Consider the following 22,222-nt stretch of genomic DNA (forward strand, 5'->3'; position numbering starts at 1 on the left):
GCAACGCTCACTAACTGGTGCCGAGGTCCTTTCCGAGCTTGGCGTACAGCTCTATCACCGACCGGGGTGGATCTCGTATCGGGTTCGCTACCCGCGGCGGGCTTGCTCAGGGGGCGAGCCGAGGATGACGACTCCGAGCGGCTCGGTGACATCGACTTCATCCCGGTAGCGCAGAAGCGCGTCGATGAACTCCTGCTGCGCGGGGGACGGAACGTAGGTAGACCGAGTGATGAGGAGTGCGCGGCGGTCGGCCCATTCCTCTGCCACCGGATGTATGGCAGCAGGCAGTGTGGGAGAGCGGCTGACGGTCCCATACGGGACGATCGCCGCGCCAGCCCCAGTGCTGGCGACGGCGTACACCGCGTTGAGGGTTGGCAACCGCACGCGGTACGCCGGTGACACACCGAGGATGCGCGCCTGCTCGTCGATGAGTGTCTGAAGCGGGTTTGCCGCTGGCAACCCGATCAGCGGCCCCCGCATCACCTCCTCGAAGGAAGGAGCCACGTCGTCTCCGCGGAACACCGAGCCACGAACGACGACAAGGGGATCCGCCCATAACTCACGAGCGATCAAACCGTCGCCCGTCGGTGGGAGGGAAACGATCCCGAGGTCAGCACCCCCCTCGCGGACCCGAGACGCGACCTCGACGCTGCTTGTCTCGACCACCGCGATCCGCATCGTAGGGAATCGTGCGAGAGTCGCGGCCAGGAACTCGGTCAAGGTATCGACGGCTGATGTGTTGCTGGCGAGCCGGATCTCGTGGGCAGAGTCCCCGCGCAGCCCGTCCATCGCCTGCCGCAGTTCATCAGCACGTTCGAGAAGGGCACGGGCATGTATCGCCAGGGTCGTGCCGGCCGTGGTCGGCACGATCCCACCTCGTCGACGCGACAACAGCTCGACTCGCTCTTGCCGTTCCAGTAGAGCGATCCGGCTGCTGGCCGACGACAGCGAGACCCCCACGGCGCGGGCGCCCGCCGTGATCGAGCCGGCGTCGATGATCGCGACGAACAGCTCCAGATCCCGCAAGTTGGGCGCCACGAACTAGCTTTCGGATTTCGCGTACATCCCTTCCGATTCTATCAACCTGCGTCCAGCGCACTTTTGGAAGCCTTGAAGGCCTCCGGGACATCTTGTGACCCGGGCGAGGAGGAGGCCAACGTGCTGATAGAAATCGCGCCGCTTCTGCGAGGAGCGGCGGTCGTCGGCGCAGGCTTCCTTGCAGGAGGTCTGAACGTCGTCGTAGGCGCGGGGACACTGGCGTCCTTCCCCATCCTCGTTCTGCTGGGGTTTCCGCCGTTGACGGCGACGATGGCGAACACGGTCGGCATCGTGCCCGGCAGCCTGTCGGGGGTATTCGTCTACCGACGCGAGCTGCGCGCACACTACCGCGTTACTCGCCTACTGCTTCCCTCATCCAGCGCCGGCGGCGTCACCGGCGCGCTCCTCCTCCTGCACTTGTCCGCCGACATCTTCGCTGCCGTCATCCCTTGGCTGATTGGTATCGGTACGCTTCTGGTACTCAGCGGACCCGCCATCAAGAACCGCATCGGCCGCGTGGCGGCAACCGACGACGTCGACGCGACGCCATTCCCTCGCCGAGGTTCGAAAGTCGCCTCCGTGGTCGGCGCGTTCCTGCTCGGAGTTTATGGTGGCTACTTCAGTGCAGCGCAGGGGATCCTCCTCGTCGCCCTGCTCGGGATCACGACGACGTTGCTGATGCAAGAACTCAACGCCGTGAAGAACGCCAGCGTCGCCGCGGTCAACATCATCGCCGCCACGGTCTTCATCTTCGTCTCACCAGAACTGATCTCGTGGCCCATCGTCGCCCTCGTTGCTCTCGGCTCGATCCTGGGAGGATTGGTCGGCGGCAGGTTCGCAAGACGACTCCCCGCAGGCCTGTTCCGCGGGTTCGTCGTCATCGTCGGCATCACCACCGTCACGGCAACGGTCTTAAGCCATTGACCACCCTCGGTCGGCAGGAACGGTCGAGCCAGATGTCAGCGCCGGAATCACCCCGGCACGCGACGATCGATCTGCCCGTCCGGGCCCCGGGCGTAGGCCGAACTCGTTGACGTGGAACCGGTTCACGGAGTTGCTCGCTCAGTGCAGCCGCTGGCGGCCGCCGCCCGCGAGGTCGGCGCGATGCGGACGGCCGCGTACCCCCGGCGCGATGGCACCGCGGTGCGGCGCAAGGATAGCGCGGTGAAGGTCGTGCCACAGCCCTGGCCCGCTTTCGCTTCTCCCCATCTCCTCGAGGCTTCTTTTCGAAGAGGAGCGCGTTCTGATCGCGATCTCGCGAGCCGAGGTGCGCGGCCAACGGAGATCGCCGCGCTGCATGACCGATCTCCGTCCACAACCAGCCGGGAGTTGCGTCGCAGCGCGCACGGTCGCACGAGAGGCGCGTGACTCCTCCGTCCGTCGCCTCTGCAGCAGTCAGCGGATCGCATCGAGCGCTGCGATGATGTCCCGCGGTTCCGCACGTCTGGTGTGGTCGCTGTCCACGAACGACCACGATATAGACCCGCTCTGCCTGATCACATAGGTCGCGGGGATCACAAGCGTTCGACCATCGCCACCGTTTCGACGGATGAGATCGTGACCTCGTCGCTCGTAGAGCGCAGCCAGCTCCGTAGGAATGACGAAGGACAGGCCGTAGCTTTGGGAGACAGTGGCCCCCACGTCGCTCAGAACGTCAAAGTGAGGCTGTGTTTCTCAGCGGTCGACAATGACTCGTCAGGCACCTGCGGCGAGATCGCAACGAGCCGCGCGTTGCGCGCCTTGAACTCCATGATGTTCGCTTGAAGCGCCCGCAGCTCGAGATTGCAATACGGGCACCAGCTGCCTCGGTAAAAGCTCAGCACCACGGGGCCATCCTCAAGCAGATCACTCAAGGTCACCGTTTCGCCAGTGGCGCTGGGGAGAGAAAACACCGGCGCCACATCTCCGACGGCCTTCGCGCGGTCTGCCGTACCGGCGTCGAAGAGCTCCGCAGCCGCACGATCCGTCGTCTCGTTCTCCTCGGAGGACCGGTTGGACCGCGCGTCCTCGTAGACACGCAGAAGCTCTTCCCGCAGGTTCATCTCGCTCCCATTCTGCGGCCGTTGACATACACGCTCAGCTGTCCACGCCCTCGGCTTCTGATGTACGGGGTTGCCGTCGTCGGCGCTCGTGCGCACGTGGCACTCACGACGTGTGCCGCGAGAGCGATCAGTCGATGTCGCAACGAATCGGTTGAACGGATTCGTCCATTTCAGGTTACATCGGCGCTGCGATGGCTGGCGCGCTGGCCACACGCGCGCGACCACCTGCAGGTTGTCTACGCGCGGGCAGCCTGGGGAACTTCCCTGGCCAGCATGACGGCGACCGCGGCAAGAAGGCTGCCGGTGATGCGGCGCTGCCACTTGAGCCAGGACGGGCGGGTTCCGATGAATCCTGCGATCGTCCCGGCGGCCAGCACGATTGCTGCGTTGACGATCACGCTGACAGTGATCTGGACTGTGCCGAGCGTGAACCCCTGCGCAATCGGGTTGCCGTGCGATGTGTCGATGAACTGCGGGATGATCGCCAGGTACATCACCGCCGCCTTCGGATTCAGCAGGTTGGTAAACAGCCCCATCCGGAAGAGCTTCCCGTGCGTATCGCGGGTGAGCGGTCCGGGTTCGAACAGTCCTGTCCCTCCTGGGCGGAACGTCTTGAACGCGAGCCAGGCGAGGTACAGCACTCCTGCGGCCTTCAGACCGATGTAGAGCCACGGAACCACAACGAACACGACACTGAGCCCCAGGTTCGCCATCGTCATGTAGGTGAGGAATCCCACGCCCGTCCCCGCCAGCGAGACCAGACCTGCGATTCGCCCCTGAGCGATACTGCGCGACACGAGATAGATCATGTTCGGCCCAGGCGTGAGCACCATCACCAACGCCGCCAACCCCATCCCGCCGACCGCGGCCCACGGGAGTCCAGTACCCAGCACCGTCATAGTCAGTTCCTTCCAACGATTCACGTTCCAGTGTGATGTAATGCCCTTATGCATCTCAACCCTTACGGCGAGTACGCGGTCCTGCTCGCCGCGTCACTGGCAAACGACTGGCCCGAAGATCGAGCGGGCATTGTCGACCGTGCGGAGTCTTATGGGATGCAGACGCCGTTCGCGAATCCGCAAGCGGACGACTACACCGGTGTCCGCAGGGTAATCGACCGATGGCTCGAAGTCGTTGATGAACCTTTGCCGCAACGACGCGCCGACCTCCTCAACCAACACCTCGCAGAGGCGGCCGCCTACCCGCGCCTAACCGACCACCATGATGAAGGCTGGCACCTCCACTATCGAGACCAAGACCAAGCCCTGCCGCATGTGCTGGAGGCCGTCATCAGCGTCGGCACCGCACTCCACCTGACAACGCGGGGAATGCACCGCCTTCACCGATGCGACGCCGGCAAAGTCCCGGGTGACCCGTGCCACAACGTCGTGGTAGACGTCACGCGCAACGGCCGCCAGCGGTACTGCAGCGTCCGCTGCGCCAACCGCGCTGCAGTACGTCGGCACCGCGCGCGACACGCGTGAACATGGAGACCTGACTACGCCCGGCCACCCACATCGCAATGAGCCTCATCGCCAGCAGCACCGGATCCCACACGCCGGTAGCGGCATCGTCGCCTCCCGCTGGCCCGCTCAGAAACGGAACTACGCCTCTCGACCTCCTCGAGGAAGGCGCCGACGCCGGGGAAAGTACGGCACCAACGTCGCATGCCGTGGCTCCACGAGCGGGGCGGCAACGCGGCTGACTCGCCCTCACCGGAGTCGGTCGACGCCCAGGTTCCAGATGGTCACGTTCGGTTCCGCGCCGTCGTGGCGAGCGGCGTACTCATGGAGCGCGTCCGTGCGCACGTGCTCCGGGTCCTCGCCGTCCGCGAGTCGGCGGATGAGCGGAGCCATCCATTCCCATCCCTGATCGACGAGCCGACTGGACCACCGCGACAGGAACCCGTCCGCCGTCCAGACTCCCGCGTGATCGTCGGGACCGTACCTCTCGCCGGTCGCGACGAGGCGCTCCTCGAACGCGACCCAGACGAACACGGAGCGGTAGGGCTGCGGCGTCCACCCAGCGAGCTCGGTGAACCGAACCGGGGACGTCATGCTTCCGTGATGCGCACAGGCGAGCGACTGGTCAGAGTCGGTCGTGGTTCGCCGGACTGTTCTGCACGAGCCACCTCCCCGTGAACGGGTAGACGAGGTCGACCGGATCCACCGTAGAAGCTCCGCACGCCGAGGTTCCAAAGAAGGTTGTGCAGGTTCGTGTTATCGCTGTACCCGAGGAACGGCTTCGGGTTCGCCGCGATCACGGCGGCATCGAAGTGCGGAATGACAGTGATCTGGTCATCACCACCGATGGCGGCCAGCACCGCGCGAATGCTCCGATCCGCGAACACCGCGTTCACGTCTGCCGCACGGGCTTCCGCGCTCGCGCCGAGTTGCCGCGTCGTGGGGTACTCGACCGGGATGAACCCGGTCGCCTCCTTCAGACGCCGCATCGCTTGCTCGTGGAGAACGGGCGAAATCGCTGGGGCGGCGAATGCCGGCGAGATCACGGCGACACGATCACCCGGACGGACTTTGGGAACGGCTTCAACGAAGCTGCGACCATCCACCGATTAGACCAGACTCCCGCACCGCGGCCCCGTTCGTCGGAGAATACGCCCACTTCGAGCGTATCTACACGCGGCCCCTTGGCTGGCGCGCCAGCGGCGGCGGGCGGCGGGCAGCGGCGGCGGCGGCGATTACGTCCCCACGACACTGCAATTCGCAACTCGCTCGAAAGACCTCGTGGAATTGGCATCTCGTATCGAGAACCTTCAACTGCCGGTCGTGTCGGCCCTCAGGCCTCTCCCGGCCTTGAACTGACCACGATTACCTTGGGTTCGACTGGTGCTCCGTGGGAACCCTTCACATACGACGCGATCCAGATCAGTCGGGTGCGCACGTGGCCGTCGTCGTCGAGCCCGAGTGAGGGGTAGGGCTGTCGCCGCCAGTGGCCGCGAACCGACCAGGCCGCACGATCGGGCGGCTCGCCGTCGCTCCCCTCTCGATAGACGGATACGTGATCGCTGCCCGCTTGCACGCGCACGATCGTCAGCTCGCCCTGCGGCTCGCCGCTGGGCACGACGACGCCTGTGACGCGTTCCGACTCAGTTATGCCGCCCTGGGCCATTAACGCCCACACCGCGGCAAGCAGTTTCTGTTCCGGTCGGGTGTCATCCCAGACCGGGACGAATGGCACGCGGCCGGACAGCTGCGGCCCGACCTGTTTGACATTGACCGCGCCGGATCCCGCAACGCCAGCAACGTATGTGCGTATGCGCCACATCGAGCCGCCCTGCCGGTACCAGACCGCGCGGACATGGCGGTCGCTGTCGCCCGCCCGCTGCATCACGATCGGGCGCGCGAAGAACCAGATCGCGTTGATATGCACGGGCAGCGGATCGAGAACGTCCGCGTCGACGAGGCTGTCGACAGCCAGACGCAGAAGCTCTTCGTGAAGGAGGAACGCTTCTTCGGGACGATCCGACCCCTCGCCGACCGCCGCGACGACGGACGGCACTTTGTTGGCGGTGAAGAGCTGTGCGCGAGGGTTGATGCGGGGCGGTTCACCGGCGCTAGGGGGTGGCACCCGCACGAGCGAGTCCGCAGCCAATCGTTCACCAGGATGCCCGATCGTCTTCAGCGACCTTCCTAGCCAGACGTGTTGATGGGCGAGGTCGAAGGCGATGTAGAGATTGGGTGGCGTCCACCCGCGAGCGACATAGTCGCGGTCAACGTCCCGCAACGGCGCCAACAGCCTCCGTGCATCCGAAGCGTTGAGCACAGTGGGTGGCAGCGGCCCGCCCGACAGGGTGCAGAACCCGTACCGCGCGACGGCGTCACGGTTGTGGAATGCGACGATGACTTCGTTACCCTCGGGCAGCCGAGCGGCAACGGTCAAGCCCGCCGCGATGGTGGGGATGACGCGACGGATTGCGTCGTCATGCTGCTCCCGAATGCCTTGAGCAAACCTCGACCGGCGGCGCGCTGGCTCCACACCCCGCCGCCGCTCCGGCACAGCCCCGCCACCATTCAAATGCACTCGCACCTTGCGAGCGAGCGACTCACTCAGCTGCGCCTCAGGGCGCACTTCCGCCTCACCCAGGCTCCGCAGCGCGTCGAGCACGGTGCGCACGTCAACGCCGAGCTCATTTGCAACCTCGAACACTCGGCGTCGGTACACGAAGTCCATGATGACTTGCCGAGCGTCACCGCCGAACCGCGAAGGCCGCCGACATAAAGCGAGGACAGCCGAGTGCCGATCAGATGCACGCCCCACCTGAACAGCGGCGGCCGCGCCGGCGGCCCTCGAGGTAGCTCCTACCCGCCCACTGTCTATGCCGGTGCGTCTCCTTCGATCTATGCCGGTGCGTCTCCTTCGATGGTGTCGAGACGCAGGGAGGCGACCTCGTCGATGCGGTTCCCTGACGAGTAAGCATTGCCGCTGAGATCCAGGACCCATACGGCGGTGTCCCGATGGGTGGCGTAGTCGCCGGCGTCCTCGTCGAGGATCTCGACGCTCTCGAGCTTCACGAGGCACGTTGCCTGGGCGGTGTAGTTGATCCATAGATCGCGCGACTTTCGCTCGATCTGCACCCCTTCCACGTTCACATCCAGTAACAAGACTTCAAGCACATCAGCAACGTCGAACTCGGTCTTCGCTGCCAGCGAGTGAGTGAAGTCCTTGGGTGTTCCGCCTGCCAGCACCGCATCCTGTACCGCGTCGTGAAGCTGTCGCTCCTGCTCGTAGTCCAATGAGCCCTCGTCATCGAGGAACTGCCCGGGAACCTTGAAATCGGAGATGCTTTCAAGGATCTTCACCTCCCACTCCACATCGAGTTTCTCGATCTCGGCCAAGAGTTCGCGCCGTCGCGCTGGTCCGAACGCACGCTTGTCAGCCGACAGAAGAAACGCGTGCGGATCTTCGGGTTCGCACGTGAGAAGCAGATCGACAAAGACGTACCAGTGCAGCGCGTCACGGTATCCGTTGCCCTCCCTGTCGAACGGTGCCGACCGTGAGATCGCCCGCAACGCGACCTCACGATGCTCTACCTCCGGGTAGCCGACGATCTCTGCACCCATCTGTTCGAGGCGCGCCCGCAGAAGACTCTCGTACTCGGCGGCGAAGGACTCTGAAGCGTTGATGGCTTCCTGGACGAGTTCCCGTGACCTCGGCGGCCATGTCTTGAGAGCCTTCTTCGCCTCGCGTTCACGCAATGCTGCACTGTCGCGGTACCGTGCCACGGCTTCATCGACCGCAAGCTCGGGCACATAAAGATCGAGCGCTTCGGAAGCGACCGCATCCGCGACGGCGTCCCACTGCCGCCCGCGCAGAAGCGGATTGCCGACGATCACGTTGGCGTCAAGCAGCAAGAACACAGCTCGACGGTACCCGGTGGAGTGTCAAGGTGAACGTGGGGCCGCTCCGATGAAGCAGAGCTCGTGATTCGTTACAGGTTCAGCCCGTGAGCACGCGCCAGCAGATCGGCGACATCGTTCAGCCCCTGATGGCGGAGGTAGGGGATGAAGTGGGTCATGGGTGGCTGATTCGAGCGGTACGGGTTCGGGTCTGCACCGTCATACAGCCCACCCCCAGGCAGCGAGGAGAGACCTCCGCCAGGAAGCGTAGACAAGCCGCCCCCGGGAAGCGTCGACAGACCACCGCCAGGAAGCGTCGACATACCGCCACCAGGGAGCGTGGATAAACCGCCACCAGGAAGGGTCGACAGGCCACCACCTGGGAGTGTCGACAGACCACCGCCGGGAAGCGTAGAGGCCCCGTCACCCGGCAGGGTGGACAAGCCGCCACCAGGAAGCGTCGACAGGCCACCGCCAGGAAGCGTCGACCGGTTGCGTGGCCAGGTGTTTCGTTCAGTCATCCGATCAGCGTGCCCCATCTCCCGCACCAACTCCAGCGGCCCGCGCGACGCACAGCTCGGCGTCCTGTCAGGGCGACGATAGAGTCGGCGGTGAGCAGCGCGTTCCATGGACACCGCTGTCGCGACGGAGGTCGGTCGATGACGGACGCGGTGCAAGCGGACACACGGGTGGACCCCCGTCAGCTTCTTGGCGCGTGGGCGAACAGTTCCGACGAATGGGTGCGGTACATCGTGCGCGTCGTACTCACCGGAGCTGGCCCTCTCAACTCCGACGAAGAGGACCACGCGTACACGCTGTTCCGGCAAGAGAAGGCGCTGGACGCCCGGGAACTGTCGACCGAGGATCAGCTCGCGATGATCGACGGGGAGGACGAGGCGCTCGAACCTTTGACCGTGACCTCACTGTCAGAGGTTGCGGGGGTGAACGCTCTGATCGGTGGTGGGGTCATCGAACCGCATCAGGGCCTCACCATTCTGTTCGGTGAGAACGGCACCGGCAAGACCGGGTACTCGAGAATCTTCAAAGCGCTTGCTGCCAGCCGCACCGCGGACGTCATCCTCGGGGATATCGAGGCGACGGCGCCGCAATCCCCGTCCGCGACGATCGGCTACCAACTCGGAGCGGAAGCGAAGACGTACGCCTGGACAGGGCAACGGGGGGTTGCCCCGTTCACGCGCATCTCGATCTTCGACAGCCCATCGGTGAGCTTCCATGTCGACGAAGACCTCGAGTATGTGTACGTCCCCGCCGCGCTTGCCTTGTTCAACCACGTCATCGCCGGAATCAAGGCCGTCCAGGCCCGCATTGATGCGGCAATCAGCGACCTGCGATCCGGCCCCACAGGACTGCTGGGCCGATTCCCGCGAGCGGCGTCGGTGTACCCGCTGATCGAGACGCTCGGCGCCGCGACAGACCTGGACCAGCTCAGGGCGATGGCCGACCACCACACCGACGCTGATACCCGCATCGGGACACTGCGCCGCACCGTGGCCGCGCTGGAGGCCGACACGATCAGCGCCGAGATCACCCTGCAACAACGCGCCGAGCGTGTCCTAGCCGAGGCGAGCACGGCCGCACAGATTCTCGGTCGGTTCAGCCCCGCCACGTACAGCAGCGAGCTCACCGCCCTGGCGTACCTGCAGGAGGAGTATCGAGCCTTCCGCGCGGCGCTGTTCGAAGCGGCGGACCTGCCCGCCGCCCCCGACGACACCTGGACCCGGTTCATCCAGGCCGGTGAGGAGTACGAAGCACACCTGAGCGCACACGACGCGCACGACGCAGACCGGTGCCTCTACTGCCGCCAACCGCTCAGTGACCCGGCACGGGCGCTGATCGGAAAGTATTCCGAGTTCCTCGAGGAAAAGATCGCCGGCGACATCGAAGCCGCCAAGGGGCGGCTCAGCGCCCTGACCTCACCCGTGTTCGGCATCCGGACCAGCGATGTCGACGCCTACGCGCGCGACCACGCCACGAGCAACCCGCAGCCCGTGTTCTTGCCACTGCTGGAACGCACGCTCAGCACTGCCACCGCGCTCCTTGACCACCTCCGCGACAACACCCCCGTCACAGCCGACCTCCTGGCTCACGTGGCCGCCGACGCAGATGGCCTCACCGAAGCACTCGAGACCACCAGCGGCGCCCTGGTGGAACTGCGAGGACAAGCCGCGCGGCGCGCGGAAACACTCGCTGAGAAGAAGAAGGAACTGGTCGAACTCGAAGCTGCCGCCGAACTCGCCCGGTCCTGGGCGATCATCGAACAACAGGTGCGCGACGCGAAACAAGCCGACCGCCTCGCACTGCTCGCCAAGCCCATGCCTGCGCTACTACGCGCGGTCACTGGCCTTGCCAAAACCGCGAGCGACCAGATGATCAACGAAAGCTTCGACGCGCTGTTCGCCGAAGAACGCACCGCGCTCCGTGCACCCGAACTTCAAGTCGAGTTCGTGGGCCGTCAGGGACGAGCGCACCGCCGCAAGGTCCTCACCGGCAAGCACAAGCCGTCGAAGGTCCTCTCCGAGGGCGAGCAGAAGGTTCTCGCGATGGCGGACTTTCTCGCCGAAGCACGCCTCGCCGGCATCACCGCACCGGTGATCTTCGACGACCCGGTCTCCAGTCTCGATCATCGCCGCATCAACGAGGTCGCGCAGCGTGTCGCGGCACTCGCCGACACGACCCAGGTGATCGTGTTCACCCACGACATCTTCTTCGCCACCACACTGCTGAACCTGATGGCAGCGTCCAAACGATGCTCGTACTTCCACATCACCGACGAGGACGGCAAGGGGCAGGTCACCCGAGCTACCGGGCCCCGCTGGGACAGCATCAGCAATCTGAAGAAGAACATCAACGAGACCATCCAGGCCGCCAAGTCCCAGCAGGGTGATGCGCGCGCCGCGCTCGTACGCACCGGCTACGACTGGATCCGGGCCTGGTGCGAGGTGTTCACCGAAACTGAGCTGCTGCAGGGGGTGACGCAGCGTTACCAGCCCAACGTGCGGATGACCGCGCTACCGAACATCAAGACGGCCGCCCTGCCTGCCGCTATCGAGACTGTGAACCGCGTGTTCGAAGAAGCCTGCCGCTACATCGACGGACACTCCCAGCCGCTCCCCACCCTGAACGTCAGCCCCACTCTGGCCGGCCTCGAGGCGCACTGGGCAGAGTTGAGCGAGGCCAGAGCCGCGTACCTCAGCGCCGGCGCGTGATTGGCCGTCGTTCGGGTGGGAGGAGACCCCGGCCTCGACAAGAACGCTACGTACCCCGGGCTGCCGACCCCGACCACATACCGCCGAGGGCATCTGGCGGATGAGGGTGCCCAGGCGCACGCATCCTCGCCCTCCTCGAGCCCCCGTCCGCCCGCCAAAGCGGCACCGTGTCGTCGGTATAGGAGATACTGGCGACACCTGAGGCCGGCAGGGGGGACCCGTTGACAGCAACACCACAGCAGTTGGCTGAAGCCGTCGACACCAACCCGACTCTTCGTCTTCTCGGCGCATACAGTCGCGACTGGGTCCTGCCGCTGTTCGCCACCCACCTGGGGACCATCGATGGTTCCGTCTCCGCGGAGTGGTTCCATGAGCGGGTCGCTGAGACCATCGACGCCTTGCCGAGCATGACGGGAGATCGTACTCCCGCCGAGCACTGTAAAAAGTGGGTCGAGGACCGGTGGCTGGAAACGGAGATGGACGCTGGCCGCCTGCGATACCGGCTCTCCGCCTACTCGCTGCGAGCCCTGCAGTTCGTCCGTGAGATCGTCGACGGTGAAACCACTGTCACCACGGCTCGGTTAGAGAGCATCGCGCATGCCGTCCACACGCTCGCGGATATGACCAACCCCGACCGGCGCGTGCAGGTTCGTCGGATCGATCGGGAGATCTCCCGGCTCAAGAAGCAGCGGGACGACATCAAGTCTGGTCGGACCCGGCTGTCTACCGTGGAGGAGCAGCAACAGCAGCTGCGTGAGATCTTGGCGATGACCCGCACGCTGCCTGCGGACTTCCGGCAACTGCGCACCCTTGTCGAGGACCGTCACCAGCGAGTCGCCCGACGAGCGATGGCCGACGGTCCTACCAAAGCAGAGCTCGTCGAGGACTACCTCCACGAGCACGACCTCCTCGGCGACACCCCCGAGGGCCGCTCCTACCAAGGGTTTTCGAGGCTGTTGACGTCCAAGCAGGCCCAATCCATCCCGGACGACATCGATCAGATCCTCTCCCAGGAGTTCGCCCGCGAGCACATGACTGTGACCGAGCGGGCGCAGCTCGAGACGATGTTCTCGACCCTGCTCGCCGCGCAACTTCGCGTACAGCAGAGCTACGTCAAATGGACCTCGTCACTGCGGCGCTTCCTCACCAGGAGCACACACGAGAAGCACCGGCGCCTCCTCGCCCTCGCTGACCGGGCGCTCAGCGCCGGCGCCGAATGGGTCGAACGGCACCCCGGCCCCGCGGTGATCGACAGCGACGTGCTCGGCATCGGAACGATCGACACCACCGACATCTCCCAGACCCAGTTTTGGATCGACCGGGGACCTCAAGAGGTTCAGGTCCGCGCGATCTCGCCGCACGCAGACCTCCCGACTGCGGATCGTGAGGCGTTGCGGCTGGCGGCTGGGACGAGCCCGAGAGTCGTCGCCCGGACCGTGAACCGGCTGATCCGTGAGCGCGGTGCGGTGACCGGCAGCGAAGTCTTCGACGCGACGCCGCCAGACTTCCGACGGCTGGGAGCACTCGTCTCCCTCCTTGATCTAGCCATCACCTACGGCCAGGTATCAGACCACATCAGAGATCGCGTCGCACTCCAGCCCGCGCAGGAACGTGCACTCCACGTCGCGCTCCCCCATCTACGCTTCGACACACCCATCATGATCGGTGAGCACGAATGAGCGACGGACACGGCACCACCGATACAGGAGAGCTAGCGCCTGACGCCCCCGAGGATTTCCCTGACGGTGCCCGCCGCGCGCTCGTCGTGCTTCTCACGAACCGGTTCATCACCCGGACGAGGAATCGCGCCGTGTGGGACATCCTGCGTGGGTATGAAGAAGAGATCCGCGGCCGCCTCGCAGATCTCTACCTGACACTGGAGATCGACCACGACCACGGCGTCGCATTCAAACGGCAGATCATGGAGGAGGACACTCCCCGCATCCTCCGCAAAGATCGCCCGCTCAGTCGCGACGCCTCGTTCCTGCTCATCTTTCTCTGCCAGGAGTGCGCCCACGCCGACCCCCAGGACGAGCTCGTCGTGGTCACCCGGGCTCAGATCGACGAGTTCCTTAGCCTCGATCCACCGATGAGCCTTCGGCTGGCCGTCCTGGCGTGATCGGTGCGAGATGATGCGCCGCGGGCAGGGGTGTGTTCCGGGCGTCGCATCCCGGTCGTCCACTTGGTCCTTGGTCGTGCCGCGGGCGCGGCGGTGGTCAGCTGGTCGCGGCCGGTGGTGGTGCGTGCGTCGCGGTGAAGAGCTGCTCGAACGGGGCCTGCCAGGGCCAGGCCTCGGGCAGGTGCAGTGTGACCCGGCGCGCGGACCGCGCCAGCCGCGCGGGCACGGAGATGAGAGTGCGGCGGATCGTCGCGGTCGTCGCTCTGGCGAGCCGGCCGGCGTGGTCGGCGATGAGTCCGGCGGCGCGGGTGAGGTTGAACGCGATCACCGCGAGGACGAGCCAGGCGCTGTTCGCGGTGAACACCCCGGAGGGCAGGTGAGCGAGCGGGCCGCTCTTCAGGTCGGCGTGGACTTGCTCGATGATCGCGTGTGCCCGGTGGGTCTTGTCCGCCACCACGGTGCCCATCACTGTCTTGTCGGTGGTTGTGAAGAACGCGTGGTGCCGGTAGATGTCGAACAGTGTCGGCTGCTCGACCTGCTTCGGGTTCAGGTCCGGGATCCGCCGCACCACTAGACGACCTTCAACCCGCTCAACGATCTTCCTCGACCGAAACGCGACGAAGGGCACTTCGGCGACTTCTGCTTTGGAGATCAGTCGCCCGGTGGCCTCGTCACGGATCGAGTCGGTGTACTCGATCATCTCCCACACATCCTCGGGGATCGTCGCGATCGCCGCCTTCACCGCGGGGTCCATCCGGACGGTCACCGATACGTCCGCGCCGGCCTTGATCGCCGTGCCGATGGTGGCGTGACCGTAGAACGCGGAGTCTGCCCGCAGCAGCGGCCGGGCGCTGGTCCCGGGGTTCATGCGGCGGAGGGTGGCGAGAGCGTCGCCGACGATCCGTGCGGCACCCTTCGGGGAACCGGTCTTCCCCTGCCGCAGCCGCTGCCCCACGATCACCGGCGCCGACTGCGATGTCGACGCCGTGGCGAACAGGGCGTTCAGGCCGCGGACGCCGGAGTACCCGAACGACGCGCCCTGCTTCTGGTATCCGTGGACTTCGATGATCGTGTCGTCCAGATCCACCATTACCCGCTCGCCGTTCGACGCCCGCAGCAGCGGCGCGGATTGCGCGACGTTCACCAGGGTCCGGGAGGCGACGGCGTCGAGCTGGCGGACGTGCCCGAACCGGAACTCCCGCAGGAACGAGCCCAGCGTCGACGGCGCATACGTCCGGTCGAACAACCTGCCCATCCCGCCGTGACGAAGCACGTTCATGTCGTCGATCGAGTCCGCCCCGGCGAGCATCCCCGCCACCAGCGCCATCACCTTGCTGCCCGCGTTCGCGCCCTTATCCGACGGGACCGTCAACCGGACCTGCGCGAGCTGATCGAGCCCTGCGGTGCGGGCCAGGCGGAGCATCGGGACCAGCCCTGCGGCCGACACAAGATTCGGGTCATCGAACTTCGCTGACACCGCAGCGGGAGCATGCTTGAATTGCACCTACGAGATGCCTCTCGGATCGGTCGAACAGAATCTTTAGCAAGCTCTATTCTTCCTGATCAGAGGGGCATTTCTGCGTCACGGCACCCGCTTGTCACCCAAGCTCATCGGTGGATCGAGGCTTAGCGCCTACCGCCAGGATGACGACGGCGACCAGGCGAAGTTCGATCGTCGCGTCACCGCCGCCATCCGGCAGCTGCAGGATCTGCGGCTGCTCAACCAGGACCCTGACGCCGACTACCTCTACACGATCTCGCCAGTCGTGGTACCTCTTGTCGGTGTCGATGAACTGACGCGGCTGGAAGCGGCATACCGGCTCGGGGCAGGCGCCACCGCAAATGACGGGAATGGCACCGAAAACTCAGCCCAGCTCCTTGACGAGGAGTCCTGATGCTAATCAATGGGCAGTTCCGCATCGAGAAGGTCCAGGTCCTGAACTGGGGCGGATACTCCGACCTACAGGTCATGCATGTCGAACGTGCCGGCACCGCGATCCTCGGACCGTCCGGACGCGGCAAGTCCACCCTGCTCGATGCGATGGCCTCGGTCATCCTTCCCAACCCGCAAGAGTTCAACCAGGCCGCACGCGACGACAAAGGCCAGAAGCGCGAGCGCACCGTATACACGTACGCGCGTGGGCTCACTGACCGGCGGCGTGACGAGAACCGACGCTCCGGCACAACCACCTACGTGCGTCCACCCGGCACAAACGGGTTCGCCAGCGGCGCTGCGATCACGTGGGCTCATGACGATGGCCGACGGGTCACGGTGTTTCGACTCGCATGGGTTGCCAGCGACACCACCGGCGCCGACGCGATCAACGCGAATACGATCTACGGGTTCGTCTCCGGCGACTTCGACCTGGACCGCCTGAACGGGCTCACCGGTGTCCGCTCCGGCTCATCGCCCCTGACCAAGACGACGCTCAGCGGCCTGATCGACACCAGCCGCGGTGATCTCGTCGATTCCTCACAGAGCAAGATCCACGCGAAGATGCGCTCCGTGATGGAGATGGGCAAGTCCGACGAATCCCAGCGCCTTGCCATGCACCTGCTGCGCCGCGCCCAGGCCTCCAAAGGCATTTTCAACATCAACGCGCTGTTCAAGGAGTTTGTGCTCACCGAGCCGCTCGCGCTCGACCGGTGGGGAACCGCGCTCGAGGCGTACCGAGAGGCGTCACGTCTGTATGACGAGTACGAAGCCACCCGACGCCAGCTGGAGACCCTCACCCGCCTCCCTCAGCTCGCCGAGAAGTACCAGCACGCGGGCAAAGACCACACACGCAAGACTTCACTCCTCTTGGAGCGGGCCGAAGGGACCCCCGCGCGCCTACGGATCTGGCACGCCCACAAGCTCCTCGACTGGTTGCGCGCACGGATCGATGACAATCGCCTGACGACGGCAGAGACCAACGAAGATCTGCAGGCAGCGAACACGCGAAGGACACACGCGAAGACAACGTTCGACAACCTCCTGCTCAGCCTCACCTCGGCCGGCGGAGACAAAGCACCCCTCCTCAAGGTCCAACTCGACACCGCCCAGCACAACCTGGACCGGATCGGCATTCACCGCGCAGCCGTCTCCCGTCGCCTATCTGAGTTCGACCGCACCCTGCCCGCCTCGCAGGGTGATCTGTTGCTTCTGCAGGACGACCTCAGCGATATGCGCACCCAACTGGAGACCCAACAGATCGCTCTTGACGCCGAGGCCAAGGCTGCGGTGCTCCGCGCGGGCATGATCGCCGGACAACGGAAGTCGGTCGCACACGAGCTGCATCAACTCAGCTCCCGACGATCCAACATCTCTCCCGAGGCGGCTCAGCTGCGCGCCGACATCGCCGCAGCTACCAACGTGCCGCTGGACCGGCTGCATTTCTTCGGTGAACTCATCCAGATCAAGGCCGAGCACCAATCATGGGAGGCTGCCGTCTTCAGTGTTCTGCGCGGCGTCGCCAAGGATCTCGTCGTCGATCAGGAACACTTCATCACCGTTCGGCGATTCATCAATGAGCATGACACCCGGATGCACGTGTCGCTCGTTCCCGTTCGCGAACAGGGCTCTCAGCGCGAGCCGGTACCCGGCACCGTACCGGCGATTGTCGAACTGGCGGACTCACCGTTCGCCCCGTGGGTACTCAACGAGCTCGTCGACCGATTCTCCTACCAGCTCGTGGAACGCGACTCGGATCTGGACACCAAACGTGCGTCACACCTCAACGGCGCCGTCACCCGCGCAGGGATGCGCACCGCAGCATTCGGACGGTTCGCGAAGGACGACTCGGTACAGAGGTACTCGTTCATCGGCTGGGACACCGCCGATCTACGCCGCGACCTTGAGCAGAACCTCGCGTCGCTTACCGCGGAACTGGCACCCGCTGACGCCGCGTCCAACACCGCTCAAGCCACACGCGACGACGCACGCGATCGGGCACAGCGCCTCACGACACTCCTCGAAGAACTCGACTGGTCATCCATCGATACGGCACCTGCAGCCGACCAGGTGCGACAGCTCCAAGAGGAGATCGCCGAGGCCAACACCCCCGAAGTCACCGAACTCCAGAAGCAACTGGACGACGCGCGAACAGAAATGACCGAGTCGGAGCTGCACGCACGCGAGATCGAGACGAAGCTCACGACTCTGAACGCAGCGTGGGGAGTGCTGGTCGACCTGGAAGACGAGTCATCTCTTCTCATCGACGACTCCGCCGTGTTGGACGCCGACGAACGCGAGGCCACCGGCACACTCGGATTCCTCGCACCTCCCGTCGATGTCACGACGGCGACGGGTCGCGCGCTCCGTGCGGCAATCGAAGCCAGCTACGGGCAAGCGGCCACGGATCTGCAGAACCAGCTCGTCTCACTCAGGAAGGAACGCGAAGCACTCGAGACCGCTGTCCTCGCCACCATCCGTGCATTCCGCGGCCTGGAGGATCGAAACCAGAGGGAAATCGACGAGAGCATCGACAGCCTGCCGGCGCTGCTCTCCATTCACGACCAGCTGCTCACCGATGACCTCCCCCGCACCAAGCAACGCTGGCTCGAGCAGGTCGACCAGGACATGAACACACAGCTGCGAGGACTTCTCGTCCAGATCGATGACGATCGCCGCTCAATCGTCCGAGGCCTCGCCCCCATCGATAGGGTTCTCGAGCGTGTGGCGTTCCGCGTCGACTCCACCCTCACGATCGACGTCTCCGACAAACCCAGCGGTGAGCTCAACGAGTTCCGCTCCACGATCTCGGAGTACACCAGCAACACCCTCCACCAATCCATCGAACGCGACGCGGAGAAGATCGAACGCGACTTCAACCGGCTGCGCCGCAAACTGGCCCTCCTCGACGACCTCACCCGAACCGGCGAGAGCTGGCGTCGCCGCGTATTCGACGCGCGCGAACACGTCGAGTTCAAGGCAATCGAGAAGAGAGCCGACGGCGTCGAAATCGTGCACGACGGTGTCTCCGGGATGAGCGGCGGGGAGGGGCAGGAACTCATCGCATTCATCCTCGGCGCAGCCCTGAGATATCGGCTGGGCGAAGGAACGGACGCCCCTCCCACCTACGCGTCGATCGTGCTCGATGAAGGATTTGTCAAAGCCGATAGCGACTACACCGGACGGGCCCTCGCCGCCTTGTCCGCGCTCGGGTTCCAGCTCATCATCGGCGCGCCGCGTGAGAAGGCAACGGCGTTCGAGTCCCACGTGGAAACCGTCGCATACATCAACTCCGACCCAGCCAACCCGCAGGGCGTGCGCATCTTCGAGATGACGATCAGCGAAGCGCTCAGTATCGAGGAAGCCGCGTGAGGAGCCCCGCAGACGTTGAACGTCTTATCACCACCCGCTACAAGTCGTCCTGGCGCGCCTGGCTCACACAATCCTCCCCTGAACAGATCACCTTCCCCCTCCAGCCACCCACCGCGTCAACCATCCCCGCACAAGAAGAGGCCGTCCGGACGTGGCTACATGCGTGGCGTGCCTGGCACGACCTGCACCCCGCTACCAGCCTGCGAACCGCGACCGTCCGCACGGCCGCTGGCGCTCAGGTCGTCTACACACACATCGACATCCCTGGGCCAACAGCGCTCGCTGGACTCGACCCCGCGACCGCTAACCACTGGCAGACCGCGATTTCCCGCTACCCCCAACTGGCAGACCTCGACGTCTCCACCGACCAGCTGCGGCCGATCCTGCCCCGCATTGTCGACCTCGACGATTACGACTTCGAACTGCTCCTGCGCGTCGTGGAATGGTTCCGCAACAACCCCGCATCCGGGCTCACCGCCCGCCAAGTCCCTGTCACAGGTCTCCACACCAAGTGGCTGGGACGGCACAAGGCGATCGTCATCTGCCTGCTTCGAACCGACATCCCCAACCGGGTGGCTGATCTTGGCGCAGAAGCCGTCGACCCTGAACTCGACATCAACGACCTCGATCTACTCGGACTGCGGCGACTGCCGAACCACGTCGACGTCATCCTCGCCGACCCCGCCGACCGCCGACTCGTGGGCGGCATCCGCCAACTCCGAGCACCCGTCGAAGAAGTCGCCGGCCTCCCCCTCACCCCCGATGACGTCCTGATCATCGAGAACAAGGAGGCCGCGACGCCAATAGAGGACCGAGCAGGGCTTGTAGTGATTCATTCGCTTGGCAACTTTCTCGACGTGCTCGACGCGCTCCCATGGCTGCGGTCCGCACGCACCTGGTACTGGGGAGACCTCGATCGAGCCGGGATCACACTGCTGTCGCGTGCCCGGGCTAGGGTGCCCGAGATCGCCTCCCTACTCATGCACGCCGACACTGTCCGGGAGTTCGAACCACTCGCGAACGCCGACCCGAGCGGTCGCGTAGACCCACCCGAACCAGTCCTCACGCAAGATGAACGTGCCGCGCTGGAATATCTCGACGCTGGACAGCCGCCGCTCCGCCTCGAACAAGAACGCATTCCATGGCACACAGCGCAAACCACCATCAACCTGGCGATCGACCAGGCCGCTGTCCTCGATTAGCGCTCGTGTGGCACCATCCCAGACCACCTCGAGGACACCCCGACGTGGACGGGCTCTGATCCCCGATGCCGTGGACACCGCGTCATCGGCATGACAGACTGCTCTGTTCTGCTGGAAGGGGAACCACCGTGCCGCACACAGACGACCACACCGACTGGGAACAGATCATCCGCGACATGATCGCGCGGAGCAGCGAATCCGCACCTACCGAGCCAGGCGTGTACCGGATGCCGTGCGGGAACTGCTACGTCGACTTCTTCCGCACCTCGGACGGCACCGAAAGTTGGCTCGTCCCCGGCGACGAGCGCAGCTACACTCGCGACACTGTCGCCATCGACCGGCACGGCGACCACCCGTGGGAGCGGATGTACACCCTCGGCCACGCCGCCGCCGAGATCCGACGCCGCGCGACCGCCGACGATACGCCCGTCGAGGTGCTGGTCGAGCAGCTGGCGGCGATCGCCGCGGTGGAGGACGCGGCCGAGGCGGAGGAGATCGCCCGCATCGCCCGGGAACGTCCCGCCGACAGCCCGGACGTCCCGCTCGCCGATGTCGCTCGGAAGTTCGGGATCGATCTCGACGAGCTCTAGCGATACCTGTCGTCGCCTACTGGCACGCTAGAGACACCAGATCATGCGAGACACCGATCACCTGCGAGAGGGGCGTCGTCGTGAACCTGTATCCGCGGTTCGACTTCGACCAGGTCGACTTCGTCACCGCGGACACCCACTTCAGCCACGCGCGGATCAGCGAACTCGCGGATCGCCCGTTCGCAACGGTCGACGAGATGAACGCTGAACTCATCCGCCGCTGGAACGAAACGGTCAGTCCGACAGAGGTGGTGCTCCACCTCGGAGATGTCGCGCTCGGCCCGATCGAGGAATCGATCGGTATCACCGCGCAACTGCACGGCCGCCGATTCCTGGTCCCCGGAAACCACGACCGGGTGTCACCGGCGACGCAGTCGAAGAAGGCGATCGAACGGTTCGCGGCGCTCTACGAAGCGGCCGGTTGGACGATTCTGCCGGAGGTCATCGAAGGCACCCGACGCGGGTATCGGATCCTCGCTTCTCACTACCCATACAAGGGCGACTCGCAGGAGTCGGATCGGCACACCACCCATCGACCGCGCTGGGACGACGGGATCCCACTCCTACACCCACGCCCGCGACCACGGACCGAACGGGCACCAGTTCCACGTCGGCGTCGACGCCCACGGCTACACGCCCGTCCCCTTCACCGAAATCGACGCGTGGATCCGCGGCCTCCCAGACGCCGAACCATGGCTCGACATCGCAATCCGTGAGGCCCGCCAGACCATTACCGACCTCGACGGCAGCGAAACCTCAAACTCCGACGCGCTGTTCTACACGATGGGCTACAACGAGCTACGGGTCGCGCTGGAAGAACTCCTCGGCGCGTTCGACTCCGCCCACCCCGACTCGCCCCCGGGGACTGTCTAGGCGCGGGACTTCCGCGTCGGCGTATACCGCGTGGGCCCGAGTGTAAACAGTTCGCCTGCCGCGGGACCTGATCGGAGGGTACGCGGTTCCCGTCGGAAGCGGATCCATCCGCGACGCCGCCAGTGCACCATCGTCAGGTACCGCACCGACGCCGAAGACCACGCCTCCTGACGCTCCGCGGCGTCGGGGTCGTGGGCGGCGAGCTCCGCGAACACCTCACGGAAGGTCGGCGGCTGACCACGCTCGCGGGTGTGGCGGTGGATGAACCTCACGGCGCGGCGCGCCCACACCGGCGCTGTCTCATCAGCGGTGAGTTCAGTGAACAGCGGCACGAGGTGCGGTGCCGACCACGGCTTCTCGTACACTTCACCGTCGTTCGACACCACCCTGCAGCTCCCCTCAGCGGTCATCCCAGATATACCGCCGCCGAGCCCAGCCAGGGGCGCGGGCGTCGTCAGAAGGATGATCC

19 protein-coding genes are annotated in these 22,222 nt (G+C 65.3%); 10 read left to right on the forward strand and 9 right to left on the reverse strand.

Annotated features, from left to right (window positions below; all coding sequences use genetic code 11):
• Positions 1-87: 87 nt before the first annotated feature.
• Positions 88-1,038 (reverse strand): LysR family transcriptional regulator, encoded by a 951-nt coding sequence (locus tag IM777_RS16740; RefSeq protein WP_138174572.1) that lies wholly within the window; start codon positions 1,036-1,038, stop codon positions 88-90.
• A 63-nt stretch (positions 1,039-1,101) separates the two neighbouring features.
• Here IM777_RS16740 and IM777_RS16745 point away from each other — a divergent pair, with 63 nt between their 5' ends.
• A complete protein-coding gene (locus tag IM777_RS16745; protein ID WP_228480871.1) occupies positions 1,102-1,962 on the forward strand; it encodes a sulfite exporter TauE/SafE family protein in 861 nt (286 codons plus the stop codon).
• Positions 1,963-2,684: 722 nt separating this feature from the next.
• On the opposite strand, the gene IM777_RS17335 is transcribed toward IM777_RS16745, so the two are convergent.
• A complete protein-coding gene (locus IM777_RS17335) occupies positions 2,685-3,080 on the reverse strand; it encodes a peroxiredoxin-like family protein (RefSeq protein WP_212743497.1) in 396 nt (131 codons plus the stop codon).
• Positions 3,081-3,316: 236 nt separating this feature from the next.
• Positions 3,317-3,979: a LysE family translocator gene (locus IM777_RS16755; protein WP_228480872.1), complete on the reverse strand. Its 663-nt coding sequence runs from the start codon at positions 3,977-3,979 to the stop codon at positions 3,317-3,319.
• Positions 3,980-4,027: 48 nt separating this feature from the next.
• On the opposite strand from IM777_RS16755, the gene IM777_RS16760 reads away from it, so the two are divergent.
• A complete protein-coding gene (locus tag IM777_RS16760; RefSeq protein ID WP_138174574.1) occupies positions 4,028-4,564 on the forward strand; it encodes a CGNR zinc finger domain-containing protein in 537 nt (178 codons plus the stop codon).
• A gap of 228 nt (positions 4,565-4,792) precedes the next feature.
• Here IM777_RS16760 and IM777_RS16765 read toward each other — a convergent pair whose 3' ends face one another.
• From IM777_RS16765 to IM777_RS16780, 4 genes are all read right to left on the reverse strand, one after another.
• Positions 4,793-5,137: a hypothetical protein gene (locus IM777_RS16765; protein ID WP_138174576.1), complete on the reverse strand. Its 345-nt coding sequence runs from the start codon at positions 5,135-5,137 to the stop codon at positions 4,793-4,795.
• Positions 5,134-5,649 (reverse strand): LD-carboxypeptidase, encoded by a 516-nt coding sequence (locus tag IM777_RS16770; protein WP_138174578.1) that lies wholly within the window; start codon positions 5,647-5,649, stop codon positions 5,134-5,136. Before IM777_RS16770 ends, IM777_RS16765 begins: the two co-directional genes overlap by 4 nt.
• A gap of 227 nt (positions 5,650-5,876) precedes the next feature.
• The gene (locus IM777_RS16775) at positions 5,877-7,247 is read right to left on the reverse strand and encodes a hypothetical protein (RefSeq protein WP_194384102.1); all 1,371 of its coding nucleotides are present in this window, start codon (positions 7,245-7,247) and stop codon (positions 5,877-5,879) included.
• Positions 7,248-7,438: 191 nt separating this feature from the next.
• The gene (locus IM777_RS16780; protein WP_138174582.1) at positions 7,439-8,458 is read right to left on the reverse strand and encodes a PIN domain-containing protein; all 1,020 of its coding nucleotides are present in this window, start codon (positions 8,456-8,458) and stop codon (positions 7,439-7,441) included.
• Positions 8,459-9,096: 638 nt separating this feature from the next.
• Here IM777_RS16780 and IM777_RS16785 point away from each other — a divergent pair.
• From IM777_RS16785 to IM777_RS16795, 3 genes are all read left to right on the forward strand, one after another.
• Entirely contained in the window at positions 9,097-11,664 is a 2,568-nt protein-coding gene (locus tag IM777_RS16785; protein ID WP_138174587.1) for an AAA family ATPase, read from the forward strand.
• Positions 11,665-11,906: 242 nt separating this feature from the next.
• Positions 11,907-13,343 carry a DUF3375 family protein gene (locus IM777_RS16790; protein ID WP_171024258.1) on the forward strand — a complete coding sequence of 479 codons (1,437 nt, stop codon included), beginning with the start codon at positions 11,907-11,909 and terminating at the stop codon, positions 13,341-13,343.
• Positions 13,340-13,783: a DUF4194 domain-containing protein gene (locus IM777_RS16795; RefSeq protein WP_194384103.1), complete on the forward strand. Its 444-nt coding sequence runs from the start codon at positions 13,340-13,342 to the stop codon at positions 13,781-13,783. The genes IM777_RS16790 and IM777_RS16795 overlap by 4 nt, the downstream gene beginning before the upstream one ends.
• A gap of 97 nt (positions 13,784-13,880) precedes the next feature.
• Here IM777_RS16795 and IM777_RS16800 read toward each other — a convergent pair whose 3' ends face one another.
• Positions 13,881-15,287 (reverse strand): IS1380 family transposase, encoded by a 1,407-nt coding sequence (locus IM777_RS16800; RefSeq protein WP_082157222.1) that lies wholly within the window; start codon positions 15,285-15,287, stop codon positions 13,881-13,883.
• 91 nt (positions 15,288-15,378) lie between these two features.
• Between IM777_RS16800 and IM777_RS16805 the strand changes: the two genes are divergently transcribed.
• The 5 genes from IM777_RS16805 (at position 15,379) to IM777_RS17640 (ending at position 21,596) form a co-directional block, all read left to right on the forward strand.
• Positions 15,379-15,678 (forward strand): DUF4194 domain-containing protein, encoded by a 300-nt coding sequence (locus IM777_RS16805; protein WP_194384104.1) that lies wholly within the window; start codon positions 15,379-15,381, stop codon positions 15,676-15,678.
• Positions 15,678-19,088, forward strand: coding sequence for an ATP-binding protein (locus IM777_RS16810; protein ID WP_138174593.1), 3,411 nt, complete (start codon positions 15,678-15,680; stop codon positions 19,086-19,088). The genes IM777_RS16805 and IM777_RS16810 overlap by 1 nt, the downstream gene beginning before the upstream one ends.
• Positions 19,085-20,290, forward strand: coding sequence for a Wadjet anti-phage system protein JetD domain-containing protein (locus IM777_RS16815; protein WP_138174595.1), 1,206 nt, complete (start codon positions 19,085-19,087; stop codon positions 20,288-20,290). Before IM777_RS16810 ends, IM777_RS16815 begins: the two co-directional genes overlap by 4 nt.
• Positions 20,291-20,418: 128 nt before the next feature.
• Positions 20,419-20,880 (forward strand): zinc ABC transporter ATPase, encoded by a 462-nt coding sequence (locus IM777_RS16820; protein ID WP_138174597.1) that lies wholly within the window; start codon positions 20,419-20,421, stop codon positions 20,878-20,880.
• Positions 20,881-20,960: 80 nt separating this feature from the next.
• Complete coding sequence (locus IM777_RS17640; protein ID WP_171024259.1) at positions 20,961-21,596, forward strand: metallophosphoesterase; 636 nt, start codon at positions 20,961-20,963, stop codon at positions 21,594-21,596.
• Positions 21,597-21,749: 153 nt separating this feature from the next.
• Here IM777_RS17640 and IM777_RS16830 read toward each other — a convergent pair whose 3' ends face one another.
• The gene (locus IM777_RS16830; RefSeq protein ID WP_175987719.1) at positions 21,750-22,139 is read right to left on the reverse strand and encodes a hypothetical protein; all 390 of its coding nucleotides are present in this window, start codon (positions 22,137-22,139) and stop codon (positions 21,750-21,752) included.
• Positions 22,140-22,222: the final 83 nt, after the last annotated feature.

Origin of the sequence: Microbacterium luteum (genome assembly GCF_015277875.1) — a bacterium.
In the GTDB taxonomy this organism is placed as follows: Bacteria; Actinomycetota; Actinomycetes; order Actinomycetales; family Microbacteriaceae; genus Microbacterium; species Microbacterium luteum.

Bases quoted from the DNA above. Each gene is read 5' to 3' on its own strand.
- IM777_RS17335 (WP_212743497.1), bottom strand. From the start codon at position 3,080: ATGAACCTGCGGGAAGAGCTTCTGCGTGTCTACGAGGACGCGCGGTCC.
- IM777_RS16755 (WP_228480872.1), bottom strand. From the start codon at position 3,979: ATGACGGTGCTGGGTACTGGACTCCCGTGGGCCGCGGTCGGCGGGATG.
- IM777_RS16760 (WP_138174574.1), top strand. From the start codon at position 4,028: ATGCATCTCAACCCTTACGGCGAGTACGCGGTCCTGCTCGCCGCGTCA.
- IM777_RS16765 (WP_138174576.1), bottom strand. From the start codon at position 5,137: ATGACGTCCCCGGTTCGGTTCACCGAGCTCGCTGGGTGGACGCCGCAG.
- IM777_RS16785 (WP_138174587.1), top strand. From the start codon at position 9,097: ATGACGGACGCGGTGCAAGCGGACACACGGGTGGACCCCCGTCAGCTT.
- IM777_RS16795 (WP_194384103.1), top strand. From the start codon at position 13,340: ATGAGCGACGGACACGGCACCACCGATACAGGAGAGCTAGCGCCTGAC.
- IM777_RS16810 (WP_138174593.1), top strand. From the start codon at position 15,678: ATGCTAATCAATGGGCAGTTCCGCATCGAGAAGGTCCAGGTCCTGAAC.